12 protein-coding genes and 1 riboswitch are annotated in these 12,181 nt (G+C 75.4%); of the genes, 8 read left to right on the forward strand and 4 right to left on the reverse strand.

Annotated features, from left to right (window positions below):
- The 8 genes from ACWCOM_RS18085 to ACWCOM_RS18120 all read left to right on the forward strand — a co-directional run.
- The coding region (locus ACWCOM_RS18085) for an ABC transporter ATP-binding protein (RefSeq protein ID WP_454550138.1) at positions 1-611 on the forward strand (611 nt) is incomplete at its 5' end.
- Between the two features lie 267 nt (positions 612-878).
- Positions 879-2,969 (forward strand): DUF6807 family protein, encoded by a 2,091-nt coding sequence (locus tag ACWCOM_RS18090; RefSeq protein WP_454550139.1) that lies wholly within the window; start codon positions 879-881, stop codon positions 2,967-2,969.
- Positions 2,966-4,036, forward strand: coding sequence for a M24 family metallopeptidase (locus tag ACWCOM_RS18095; protein WP_454550140.1), 1,071 nt, complete (start codon positions 2,966-2,968; stop codon positions 4,034-4,036). The genes ACWCOM_RS18090 and ACWCOM_RS18095 overlap by 4 nt, the downstream gene beginning before the upstream one ends.
- 84 nt (positions 4,037-4,120) lie before the next feature.
- Positions 4,121-4,221: riboswitch (glycine riboswitch) on the forward strand.
- A 153-nt stretch (positions 4,222-4,374) separates the two neighbouring features.
- On the forward strand, positions 4,375-4,623 hold the full coding sequence (locus ACWCOM_RS18100) for a hypothetical protein (RefSeq protein ID WP_454550141.1): 249 nt from the start codon (positions 4,375-4,377) through the stop codon (positions 4,621-4,623).
- Positions 4,624-4,656: 33 nt separating this feature from the next.
- On the forward strand, positions 4,657-5,037 hold the full coding sequence (gene gcvH, locus ACWCOM_RS18105) for a glycine cleavage system protein GcvH (protein WP_454550142.1): 381 nt from the start codon (positions 4,657-4,659) through the stop codon (positions 5,035-5,037).
- A 217-nt stretch (positions 5,038-5,254) separates the two neighbouring features.
- Positions 5,255-6,685, forward strand: a complete 1,431-nt coding sequence (locus tag ACWCOM_RS18110) for an L-serine ammonia-lyase (protein WP_454550143.1) — start codon at positions 5,255-5,257, stop codon at positions 6,683-6,685.
- 167 nt (positions 6,686-6,852) lie between these two features.
- Complete coding sequence (locus ACWCOM_RS18115; protein ID WP_454550144.1) at positions 6,853-7,200, forward strand: hypothetical protein; 348 nt, start codon at positions 6,853-6,855, stop codon at positions 7,198-7,200.
- A gap of 175 nt (positions 7,201-7,375) precedes the next feature.
- Positions 7,376-7,501 (forward strand): hypothetical protein, encoded by a 126-nt coding sequence (locus ACWCOM_RS18120; RefSeq protein WP_454550145.1) that lies wholly within the window; start codon positions 7,376-7,378, stop codon positions 7,499-7,501.
- 57 nt (positions 7,502-7,558) lie between these two features.
- On the opposite strand, the gene ACWCOM_RS18125 is transcribed toward ACWCOM_RS18120, so the two are convergent.
- The 4 genes from ACWCOM_RS18125 to ACWCOM_RS18140 form a co-directional block, all read right to left on the reverse strand.
- A complete protein-coding gene (locus tag ACWCOM_RS18125) occupies positions 7,559-8,650 on the reverse strand; it encodes a mandelate racemase/muconate lactonizing enzyme family protein (RefSeq protein WP_454550146.1) in 1,092 nt (363 codons plus the stop codon).
- Positions 8,647-9,618 (reverse strand): NAD-dependent epimerase/dehydratase family protein, encoded by a 972-nt coding sequence (locus tag ACWCOM_RS18130; protein WP_454550147.1) that lies wholly within the window; start codon positions 9,616-9,618, stop codon positions 8,647-8,649. Before ACWCOM_RS18130 ends, ACWCOM_RS18125 begins: the two co-directional genes overlap by 4 nt.
- On the reverse strand, positions 9,615-11,003 hold the full coding sequence (locus tag ACWCOM_RS18135; RefSeq protein WP_454550148.1) for a Gfo/Idh/MocA family protein: 1,389 nt from the start codon (positions 11,001-11,003) through the stop codon (positions 9,615-9,617). The genes ACWCOM_RS18130 and ACWCOM_RS18135 overlap by 4 nt, the downstream gene beginning before the upstream one ends.
- Before the next feature lie 96 nt (positions 11,004-11,099).
- On the reverse strand, positions 11,100-12,035 hold the full coding sequence (locus ACWCOM_RS18140; RefSeq protein WP_454550149.1) for a carbohydrate ABC transporter permease: 936 nt from the start codon (positions 12,033-12,035) through the stop codon (positions 11,100-11,102).
- Positions 12,036-12,181 lie beyond the last annotated feature (146 nt).

Consider the following 12,181-nt stretch of genomic DNA (forward strand, 5'->3'; position numbering starts at 1 on the left):
CCTCCCTCACCCGCCGCCTGGGCGTCACCACCGTCTACGTCACCCACGACCAGGTCGAGGCGATGACCATGGGCGACCGGGTCGCGGTGCTCAAGGACGGACACCTCATGCAGGTCGACACCCCCCGCAACCTCTACGACCGGCCCGCCACCGAGTTCGTCGCCGGATTCATCGGCTCCCCGGCCATGAACCTCTTCCGCGCCCCGGTCACCAACGGGGCCGCGACCCTGGGCACCCTGCGCATCGAGCTCACCCGCACCCAGCACACCGCCCTCACCGGGTCCCAGGTCACCATCGGCATCCGCCCCGAGGACCTCACCCCGGCGCCCGAGGGCACCGGGCTGCCGATCGTCGCCGATGTCGTGGAGGAGCTCGGCGCCGACGCCTTCGTCTACGGCCACCTCGCCCCGGTCACCGCCGCCAACACCATCGTCCAGATCGACCCCACCGCCGAGGACCCCGCCCACACCGAAGGCCCCGGCGCCCACGAGATCGTCGTGCGCGCCGAAGGCCGCACCCCACCCACGGCCGGGACCACCCTGTGGGTCACCCCCACCCGCGAACACCTCCACCTCTTCGACACCACCACCGGCACCCGCCTACCCGACTGACCAACGGCACCGGCACCGGCATCGGCCCCACCACGGGACGAGCACCGTGGGCCCGGCGCTTCCCCCGGGAGGCGCCGGGCCCGCCGTCGTCGCCGGGCGTCCGCCGCGCGGACGCCCGGCCCTGCGGCCCGCTCCGGGGCGACGGCCCGGGCTCCCGGATCCGCGGCGCGGCGGCGCCGCACCGGGGCGGATGATGTGACCGTTGACACACCGACGCCGCGCCGATACGTTGGAAAGCGCATTCCCGCTACGTCCGAGGAGATCCCCGTGCATGCCCAGACCGCTCCCGCCCCGACCGCCGAGCCGCACCGGGCCGACGCCCGCGGGGAGGCCCCCGTCCGCGTCTGCCTGGTCGGGATCGGTGGCTTCGGCGGACGGCACCTGGCGAACATCCGCCGGCTCGAGGAGGAGGGCGGCGTCCGGCTCATCGCGGCCGTCGACCGGCGCGCCGACGACGACGGGGCGCTCGGGCCCGAGGTGCCGATGTTCGGCGACCTGGAGCAGCTGCGGGCGGCGGGACTCGACGTCGACGTGGTGGTGGTCTCCACCCCGATCGACACCCACTTCGACCTCGCCCTGGCGGCCCTGGGCCTGGGGGCGGACGTCCTGCTCGAGAAGCCGCCGGTGGCGAACCTGGAGCAGTTCCACCGCCTCCTGGAGGCCGCCGAGGAGGCGGGCCGCCTCGTCCAGGTGGGGTTCCAGAGCCTCGGCTCCCACGCGCTGGGGCTCATCGACCGGCTGCTGGAGAGCGGGGAGATCGGGCAGCTGCGCGCGGTGGGCGCCACGGGCCTGTGGTCCCGGGACACCGACTACTTCACCCGCTCCCCCTGGGCCGGCCGGCGCCGCATCGGCGGCGTGGACGTGGTGGACGGGGTGGTCACGAACCCGCTGGCCCACGCCGTCATGACCGCCCTGCACATCGCCGGCGCCCGGACCGCCGGGGACGTGGCGCAGTTGCGCACCGAGCTGTACCGCGCCAACGCGATCGAGTCCGACGACACCTCGGTGGTGCAGGTCCGTACCGCGTCCGGTGTTCCCGTCACGTGCGCCCTGACGCTGTGCGCCGCCGAGCAGCAGGACCCCTTCGTCACCGTCGAGGGCACGGAGGGCCGGGCGGTGCTGCACTACACGCGGGACGAGCTGACCGTCTCCGGTCCCGAGGGCACCCGGACCGTCGTTCCCGGGCGCACGAACCTGCTGGAGAACCTGATCGCCGCCCGCCGCGACGGCGCCGCGCTGCTCTGCCCCCTGGCCGCCACGGGGGCGTTCATGCGGGTGCTCGACGCCGTGCGCACCGCCCCGGACCCCGTGCCGATCGCCGCCGAGCACGTGCGGTGGGTCCAGGAGGGCGGGGCCCGCCGCGCCGTCCTGCCCGGCGTCGAGTCCTGGGCGGCACGCGCGGTCGCGGCCCAGTCCGGCTTCACGGGGATCGGGGCGCCGTGGGCGGTGCCCGCCGCGACCGGCGAGCGCTTCCTCGTGGCGGGCCACGAGGTCGCCCGGGTGCGCACGGGCGAGGACGTCGCCCCGACCTCCTCCCCCCGCCCGTTCCTGCACCCGGTCCGCACCCTCGGCGGCGTCACCGTCACGGACCAGCAGCCGCTGGACCACGTCTGGCACCTGGGCGTGAGCACCGCCCTGCAGGACGTCGACGGCCTCAACTTCTGGGGCGGGCGCACCTACACCCGCGAGGCCCAGCGGTACGTGTGGCGCGAGGACCACGGCCGGATCATCCGTGTCGCGGCCCACGCCACGCAGGACCGGCTGGACGAGGAGCTGTCCTGGCTCGGCCCGGACGGCACCGCCGTCCTGTCCGAGGAGCGCCGCTGGACGTTCCACCCCGTGGCCGAGCACGCCTGGGAGCTCGGCCTGCGCTTCCGCCTCTCCCCCGCCGGGGACCGTCCCGTGCAGCTGGCCAGTCCCGGGGCCAACGGACGCGCCGGCGGCGGCTACGGCGGTTTCTTCTGGCGCCTGCCCGCCTGCACGGACGCGGACGTGTTCACCGCGGCCGCCGCGGGCGAGGACGCCGTGCACGGCAGCGTGTCCCCGTGGCTGGCCTTCTGCGCCGAGTTCGCCGGGCGCCCCGCCACGCTCGTCCTGCGCCACGGCGGGCCGTCGGCGGACCCGTGGTTCGTCCGCGTCTCGGGCTATCCGGGCGTGGGCCTCGCCCCGGCCTGGGACGCCCCGGTGGCCACCACGCGGGAGGCCCCGCTCGAGCGGGCGGTGCACGTCCTCGTGGTGGACGGCCGCCTCGACCCCGCCGGGGTGGAGGCCCTGCTCGACGGCGCCGCCCGCAGCCGCGGGGCCGCCGAGGGCCCCGGCACCGGGAGCCGCGGCCCGGCCGGGAACCCGGGCGCATGAGCTCCTCGGGCGCCGACCGGGCGGAGAAGCGGCGCCGGGTCCTGCGCGTGCTCCAGGAGCACGGCGGGGACGCCGTCCTCCTGGAGAGCGCCACGGCGGTGTCCTGGTACCTCGACAGGGCCCGCGTGCACGTCTCCCTCGCCGGCCCGCCGGTGGCGTCCGTGCTGGTGCACCAGGACGGGGACGAGGTGGTCACCTCCACCAGCGAGGCGGCCCGGCTCACGGCCGAGGAGCTGCCCGACGGTGTCCGGCTGCACGAGCTGCCGTGGCACGCCGCCCCGGCCGCCCCGGAGAGCTGGTTCCCCGCCGCCCGCTCGATGGCGGTGCTCGCCGAGGACTGTCTCGCGGCACCGCTCCGGGCGGCCCGCGCGTCCCTGCTGCCCGGGGAGGCGCTGCGCTACGAGGCCCTGTGCCGGGTCGCCGCCGCGGTGCTCACGGACGTCCTGGGCCGGGCCACCCCGCGCAGCACCGAGCGGGAGGTCGCCGCCGAGCTGGCCGCCGGGCTGGTGCGGCGCGGCGCGGAGCCGCTCGTGCTCCTGTGCGGCGGCGCGGAGCGACAGGCGCACCGCCACCCCCTGCCGACCGCGGCCCCGCTGGGACGGCGGGCGATGGCCGTGGTCTGCGCCCGCCGGGGCGGTCTGATCGCCGACGTCACCCGCTGGGTCCGCTTCGGCCCCGCCACCGCGCAGGAGGCCGACGCCGAGGCGGGGATCGCGGAGGTCGAGGCCGACGTCCTGGACGCCCTGCGCCCCGGGCTGCCGCTCGCGGACGTGCTCCCGGTCCTGCAGCAGGCCTACCCGCGCCACGGCTTCGACGCCGGGGAGTGGACCCGGCACCACCAGGGCGGCCCGGCCGGCTACGCGGGCCGCGACCCGCGACTGGCCCCCGGCGTCCCGGACCGGGTGCACGAGCACCAGGCGTTCGCGTGGAACCCGTCCGCCCCCGGCGTGAAGATCGAGGACACCGTGCTGCTGGGCGCCGACGGGCCCCGGCCGCTGTCGGTGGACCCCCGCTGGCCGGTCACCCGGGTGCGCGGCCGGGACCGTCCCGCCACGCTCGAGCGCTGACCCGGCCCGGAACCCGCGAGGGCGCTTTGCCTTCCGCGGGCATCTCCTCTACGGTTGTGGGCGTAGTCACAAAGCTGTCGCCATCGACGTGCGGCGGGAGAGTCCCGCTCAGCCACACCGATCGGGCGCCGTAGGAGCAATTTCCTCCCCGGGAAACTCTCAGGCCCCCGCACCGTCGCACCGAGGCACATCTGGAAAGTAGCGCGGAGTGCTCCGCGCTCGCCGAAGGAGCAAGCCCCACCCCTCCGGGTGCGGCGGAAACTCTCAGGCTGTGCAACAGATCGGGGAGGAACCCACAGACCGCGCGGGCGCACCGCGCCGAATCCTGGAGTTCCTCGATGACCCCCACCCCCATCCCTCCCGCCGCCCGGCCCGGCAGACACGGCGCCGGGCCGGCCGGCCGCGGCTGCCCGCGCCCGGCGGCCTCCCCGCCCCGCGCCGGCCGGCAGCGCCGCCGGGACGCCCCCCTCTCCGAGGCCGGCCCGGGCGCCGCCCGCGGGGCCCGCCGGGTCGAGGGCCGCGCCCGCGCCCGCCTGCGCGAGTCCCTCGACGGCACGCCCCCGCCCCTCCACCGGCCCCGGCCGTAACCTCCGCACCCCGCACCGAAAGGACCCCACACCATGAGCACCGTCCTGCCCGACCTCCGCTACTCCGCGGAGCACGAGTGGATCGACTCCGCCTCCCCGGCCCGGATCGGCATCAGCCGGGTCGCCGTGGACGCCCTCGGCGACGTCGTCTACCTCGACCTGCCCGAGACCGGCTCCACCGTCACCGCGGGCGAGGTCTGCGGCGAGGTCGAGTCGACCAAGTCCGTCTCCGAGCTGTTCTCCCCCGTGAGCGGCACCGTGGTCGAGGTCAACGCCGAGGCCGTGGAGGACCCCGCCGTGCTCAACGAGGACCCCTACGGCGCCGGCTGGCTGTTCGCCGTCGAGGTCGCCGAGGAGGGCCCGCTGCTCTCCGCACAGGAGTACGCCGAGGCCAACGGCGGTGAGCTCGCCTGAGCGCGGACGCCGGCGCCCTGACCGCCGTTCCCGGGATCCCCGGGGCCCGCGTCCGGGCGCCGGCCGCGGCGCACCCCTCTCCCCGGGCCCGGGCCCGCTCGGCGCGGGCCGCTGAGGACCGGAGCACCGCCCACCCCTCGGGCGGCGGCGGGGGCGCGCAGGGACATCCCCTCCGCGCCCCCGCACCGCCACGGAACTTCCTCGTCTGGAGCACATCATGGCCATCAGCGTCTTCGACCTCTTCTCCGTGGGCATCGGCCCCTCGAGCTCCCACACCGTGGGCCCCATGCGCGCCGCCCGCCGCTTCGCCGCGGCCCTGGCCGCCCAGGACCTCCTGGAGCGCACCGCCGACCTGCGCGTGGACGTCTACGGGTCGCTGTCCGCCACCGGCCGCGGCCACGGCACGTTCACCGCGATCCTGCTGGGCCTGGAGGGCTACGACCCGGAGCAGGTCCTCCCCGACGAGGTGGAGGAGCGGCTGGCCGACATCGCCGGCACGGGGACGCTGCGGCTGGGCGCCGCCCTCGGTCGCCGCACGGACGTCCGCTACGGCGTCGAGGACATGGTGCAGCACCCGCTGACCGTCCTGGAGCGGCACACCAACGGCATGCGCTTCCAGGCGCTGGACGGCGCCGGGGGCGTGCTGGCCGAGCAGACCTGGTTCTCCGTGGGCGGTGGGTTCATCGTCCAGGAGGGCGAGGAGGACACCGCCGCGGCCGAGCTGGAGTCCGCCAGCGCCCAGGTGCCCCACCCCTTCCGGACCGCCCGGGAGCTGCTGGGCCACTGCGCGAGCACGGGCGGGCCGATCAGCGCGGTGATGCTGGCCAACGAGCGGACGTGGCGCGGCGAGGACGAGATCCGGGAGCAGCTGCTGCACATCTGGACCGTGATGGAGGAGTGCAAGGACTCCAGCCTCCGGCGCACCGGGCCGCTGCCGGGCGGACTGGACGTCGCCCGGCGCGCCCCGGAGTGGCACCGGAGGCTGCGCACCGAGGACCCGGACCGGGACCCGGGCTTCTGGCCGGAGTGGGTGAACCTGGTGGCCCTGGCGGTCAACGAGGAGAACGCCTCCGGCGGACGGGTGGTCACCGCCCCCACGAACGGGGCGGCCGGCATCATCCCGGCGGTGCTCTTCTACGCCACCCACTACTCCCCCGCGGCCCGCGCCGCCGCCGCCGAGGGCCCGGAGGCGCTCGGGGCCGCACGGCAGGACATCGTGGTCCGGTTCCTGCTCACGGCCGGGGCGGTGGGAGTGCTCTACAAGGAGCAGGCCTCGATCTCCGGGGCCGAGGTCGGCTGCCAGGGCGAGGTGGGGTCCGCCTCCTCGATGGCCGCCGCCGGGCTGGCGGAGGTCCTGGGCGGCACGCCCGCCCAGGTGGAGAACGCCGCCGAGATCGCCATGGAGCACAACCTGGGGCTGACCTGCGACCCGATCGGCGGCCTGGTGCAGATCCCGTGCATCGAGCGCAACGCGATTGCCGCGGCCAAGGCGATCAACGCCGCCAAGATGGCCATGTGGGGCGACGGCACGCACCGGGTGAGCCTCGACGAGGTCATCGTGACCATGCGGGAGACCGGCAAGGACATGAGCCACAAGTACAAGGAGACCGCCCTGGGCGGGCTCGCCGTCAACGTCGTGGAGTGCTGACCGGCTCCCCGTCCCGCGGCCGCGGGACCGTCCGCACGGCGGTCCCGCCGCTGCGTCCGCCGGCAACCGCCCGTCCGGGGCCGTTCCCGGGGCCGGCACGTCATGCGAGGGGGACAGTGTGCCCCGGACTGGACGAAGGTCTAGCCTCGTGCCCAGGAGGTTTGCAGATGAGAATCACCCTGGCGGACGTGGTGGCCGCTCTCGGCGTGCTGGTGACGGCCCCTGCGATGGCCGGCATGGGGCTCACGCTGCTCGGGGGCCGGGCCCCGTACGACTCGCTCGTCGGCACGGTGGTGCTCGGCGTCGTCCTCACGATCGCCGGCCTGGTGCCCCGGTTCGAGCGGCACCGGCTCGGCTGGACGAGCCAGACGGACGCGCTGCTGCGGGCCCGGCAGCAGGTCCGGCGCGCCGCCGTCGCCCCGGAGCCGGAGCGCACGGCCGCGGACCGCGCGGCGGAGCGGCGCCGTGCCGTCACAGTGGGTGCGGAGGGCGCGCGGATCCCCGGCCGCGCCTAGCGTCGGAGCATGGGCGGCAGAACGGGCAACGTCTACGTCAACCCCGTCACCCAGGAGCGCGCGGTCGTGCTGGTGAGCTCCGCAGACTCCGGCGGGGAGCTGGTGCGCGCCGAGCTCTGGGTCCCGCCGGGGACGGTGCACGACTGGCGGCCCCACGGCCACGAACCGGCACGCGGTGCTCGGCCCGGTGGCCCGGCGCCGGGGCCTCCGGGGCGCCTATCCGGAGTTCGAGCCGCGCATCCTCGTGGGGCGCCTGGGCGAGCCCCTGACGCTCAGCGGACCGGCGCCCGCGGGCACCTGAGCCGCCCGCCGCGGCACGGGGGCCGGTGGGGGTCCCGCGCCGCGGGCGCGGCCGGCCTCAGACCGCGGCCCCCTGCAGGGCGGGCAGCGCCTGCTGCCGCAGCGCCAGGCCGAGACCGGGACGGTCCAGGAGCTCCAGCCGCGAGCCCGTGACCCGCACCGGGGACGGCTCGGCGAGGACGCCGAGCTCGGCGAACCCGGCGTCCTCGACCACCTCCACCATGGTCGGCTCCGCGAGCGTCAGCGCCAGCTGCCCCGAGAGCTCCGGGAGCAGGTGGGGCGCGATCCCCACGTTGTGGGTGCGGGCGAGCTCCACGATCCGCCGGAAGGGCGTGATGCCGCCCACCCGCACGATGTTGGGCTGGACGATGTCCACGGCCCCGGCGGTGATGAAGTCCCGGAACCGGTAGACGTTGTGCAGGTTCTCCCCGAGCGCGATGGGCACCTGGCTGAACCGGCGCAGCTGGCGGTAGCCCTCGAGGTCGTCCGCGCGCAGCGGCTCCTCCAGCCAGGACGGGGCGAAGGGCTCCAGCGCGTCCAGGGCCCGGCGGGCCGTGGGCAGGTCCCAGCGCTGGTTGGCGTCGATCATCAGTCCCCGGTCGGGGCCGAGCAGCTCGCGCACGGCGGCCACGCGCTCGACGTCCTCGCGCAGCTCCGGCCGGCCCACCTTGATCTTGACGGCGCCGAAGCCCGCCGCGACCCAGCGGCGCACCTGCTCCTGCAGCTCGTCGAGCCCGTAGTGCAGGTTCACGCCGGAGCCGTAGACGGCCACGTCCTGCTGCCGCCGGCCCAGCAGCGCGGGCACCGACAGGCCGGCGCGCCGGGCCCGCAGGTCCCACAGGGCCAGGTCGATCCCGGCGAGGGCGATGCCGGTGAGCCCCGTGCCGCCCTCGTGCAGGAACTTCCAGGCGTCGTCCCACAGCACCTCCGGGTGCTCGGGGCGGCCGCGGACGAAGGCCGCGAGGTCGTCGTCGAGCAGCGCCTGCACGGCCCGCGCCCCGATGGTCGGGGTCCAGGAGAAGCCGGTGCCGGTCGCGCCGTCGTCGGCCACGACCGTGACGGCGATCAGGTGGTTGCGCGGGGCGTCGGGGCCCCAGCTGCGCAGCAGCCGGGCGGTGATCAGCTCGGTGCGCACGGCGGCGATGCTCATGCGGTGTCCTTCCCGTGCCGCCCGGTGCCGGCGAGCTCCCCGGGGGCCGGGTCCCCGGCGTCCTCCCGCAGCTCGGTGCGCCAGGTCCGGACCGGCTCCCAGCCCAGCTCCTCGCGGGCCTTGTCGATGCTGAAGGCCGGCGCCGTCCCGGTCAGACCGGCGGCGAGCTCCTCGCTGCCGGGGACGAACTGCGGGACGAGCTCCGCCAGGGGGCGCCGGGCCAGGGCGTCGGCGGCGCCCACGAAGAAGGTGTCCCCGTTGCGGACGGCGCCCATCCGCTCCAGCAGCGCCCCGAGGAAGGTGGTGACGTCGCGGGCGTCCACGTAGTTGAACAGCGCCGGCGCGGCGAGCGCCGGGTCGTCCAGGCGCTCGCGCACGGTGTGGCCCTGCTGGGTGGGCGCGCCGGCCCACTCCTCGGGGGCGATGACGTAGCAGGGCCGGAAGGAGGCGTAGCGCACGGCCCCGCCCCGGGCCGCGGCGAACATCTGCGCGACCTGCTCCGCGACGAGCTTGGACAGCCCGTAGGCGTGCCACGGCCGCGGCGGGGTCCGCTCGGTCAGCGGGAACGCGGGCGGCAGCCAGCCGCTCGGGGAGCCGTAGCCGAGCACGGTGGGGCTGCTGGCCAGCACGATCCGGCGGGCCCCGGCCTCGGTGGCGGCCTCGGCCACGGTGTGGGCGATCACGGCGTTGGTCTGCAGGATGACGTGCTCGGGGGCGCTGAACGGCACCGCGATGGCCGCGAGGTTCACCACCGCGTCCGGGCGCACGGCGCGCATCAGCGCGAGCGTGGCCCCGGGGTCGGTGAGCTCCGCGGCCCGGTGCTCCACGGCCGGGTGCGCGGCCGCCAGCTGCTCCTCGGTCGGGAGGTCGCGGTCGACGCCGACGACGTCGTAGCCGGCCTGCGCGAGCCCGGCCACGACGCTGCGCCCCAGCCGGCCGGACCCGCCGGTCACCACCACCCGGGTCATGCCGGGACCTCGCTGCGCCGGGCCGCGGCGGCGCGCCCGAGCTCCAGCTCGGCGATCCGCACCGGCGCGCCCGTCTCGAGGGAGCGGTTGCCGGCGATGCCCACGGACACGGCCGCCACGCCGTCGCGGTAGCCGGAGGGCCGCCCGTAGGGGTCCGCCCCCGGCCCCCGGAACACGTCGGCCAGCAGGAGCCGGTCCCCGCCGCCGTGGCTGCCGGAGCCGTTGCGGATGGGCACCTCCTCGGCGGTGCCCCAGTGGCGCTGCAGGACCAGCCGCTCGCCGCGCCGCCTGGCCCCGTTCTGCTCCGCCCCGGCCGTGACCGAGGGGTCCACCGGGGTCCCGCCGGCGGCGGGCAGCACGGCGGCGCGCTCCACGACGTCCAGCTCGGCCCGGCCCGCCGTGCCGTTGACGGCCACCCGGTAGCCCTCCCAGGGCGCGTGGGCGTTGAGGGAGTAGGAGAGGGTCGCGCCGCGGGCGTAGTCGACCACGAGCGCGAGGTTGTCCTCGATGGTGATCCCGTCGGAGAACACGTCCTGGTCCCGGCGGTAGCCGTCGTGGTGCTGGTGGTCGAGGTAGAGCCGGCGCAGCCGGTCGTCGGAGCGCAGGTCCAGGGCGAAGGGGTCGCCGTCCGCCCCGGGCGTCCGGGGGGCGCCCGCCCGCGCCCGGGCCTCGGCGTTGTCCCGCCCGTAGAAGCGCAGGCCGCCGGAGGCGTAGACCCGCTCCGGGGTGTCGCCCAGCCACCAGTTGACCAGGTCGAAGTGGTGGGAGGACTTGTGCACCAGCAGCCCGCCGGAGTTCTGCTTCTGCCGGTGCCAGCGGCGGAAGTAGTCGGCGCCGTGGACGGTGTCCAGCATCCAGCTGAAGTCCACGGAGGTGACGGTGCCGAGCGCCCCGGACTGCACCAGGTCCTTGAGCGCGGTGTTGCGCGGGGAGTAGCGGTAGTTGAACGTGACCACCACGTCCCGGCCCGTCTCGGCCACGGCCGCGGTGACGCGGCGGCAGCCCTCCGCGTCGACGGTCAGGGGCTTCTCGACGACGGCGTCCGCGCCGGCGCGCAGGGTCTCGCAGATGTAGTCGGCGTGGGTGGCGTCGGGGGTGGTGATCATGACCCGGTCGATGCCCTGCTCGCGGATCGTGCGGGTCAGCGCCGCGGGGTCGAAGACCTGCACCGGCACCCCCGCGGTCTCCTCGGCCAGCCGGCGGTAGTGCTCGGCCCGTCCGGGGTTGCTGTCGCCCACCGCCACCAGCTCGGCCACGTCGGCGTGGTCGTCCAGCAGCGAGCGGAGGTACATCTCGCACCGGTTCCCGGTGCCGACCAGGAGGTAGCGGGTCCGTCCCTCCCGCGGTGCCGTGCCGTCCGGGCCGGTGGGGTCTGCGCTGCGCATCGAGTGCTCCTTCTGCTGGGGGTGGGTGGTCTTCGGCGGGGTCCGCGCCGGCGGGGACGGGGGCCGGTGTGCCGGCCGGCGCGGAGCCCGGGCGGGCTACTTGATGCCGGTGGTGGCGATGCCCTTGACGAGGAACTTCTGCCCCACGAGGAAGGCGATGAACACCGGCAGCAGGGACACGATCGACATCGCGAACAGCGAGCCCCAGGAGGACTCCCCCGTGGCGTCCACGAAGGCGCGCAGCGCCACCGGGACGGTGAACATGTCCGGGTCGGTGAGGAAGATCAGGGCGCTGAAGAAGTCGTTCCAGGTCCAGATGAACGTGAAGATCGTGGTGGTGGCCAGGGCTGGGACCATCATGGGCAGGATGATCTGCCCGAAGATCCGGGCGTGGCCGGCGCCGTCGATGCGGGCCGCCTCGTCCATGTCCCGCGGGATGCCGCGGATGAACTGCACCATGAGGAAGACGAAGAACGCGTCCGTGGCGAGCAGCTTCGGCACGATCAGCGGCCAGAAGGTGTTCACCCACCCGATCTGGGAGAACATGATGTACTGCGGCACGATCACCACGTGGAACGGCAGCATGATCGTGAGGAGCATCAGGGCGAAGGCCGGCTTCTTGAACCGGAACTCCAACCGGGCGAAGGCGTAGGCGGCCATCGAGCAGGAGACCAGGTTGCCCACGATGCACCCGAGCACCACGACCGCGGAGTTGAACAGGTACACGCTGAACGGGCTGGACAGGGCGGTCCACCCGTCCGTGTAGTTGGCGCTCTCGAAGGTCTCGAGCAGGATGCCCGGCTCACGGAAGATGATGTCGTTGGGGCGCAGGGAGCTGGCCACCATCCACAGCAGCGGGTAGATCATCACCCCGCCCGTGAGGATCAGCGCCAGGTGCTTGAGCAGGGAGCGGATCCGCCCCCGGGCGCCGGGGCCGCGGGTCCGGCGGGTCGCCGCGCCCTCCGGCGGGGTCGGGGCGGAGTCCTGCTCGGCCGTCGGGGCGGGGTCGTAGGCGATTGTCGAGTTAGTCATCGTAGAACACCCAATACTTAGACCTGGTCTCATAACCCGGTCGGTCGTTGCTCGGAGCCCTCGACGTCATTGACTGTGGCGTGATGACGACGAGAACGCAGTCGTGGAAGGTCGATGACCGGCTGTGGGAACTGATCGCTCCGTTG

The sequence above is a fragment of the Kocuria sp. KH4 genome, from assembly GCF_053711175.1.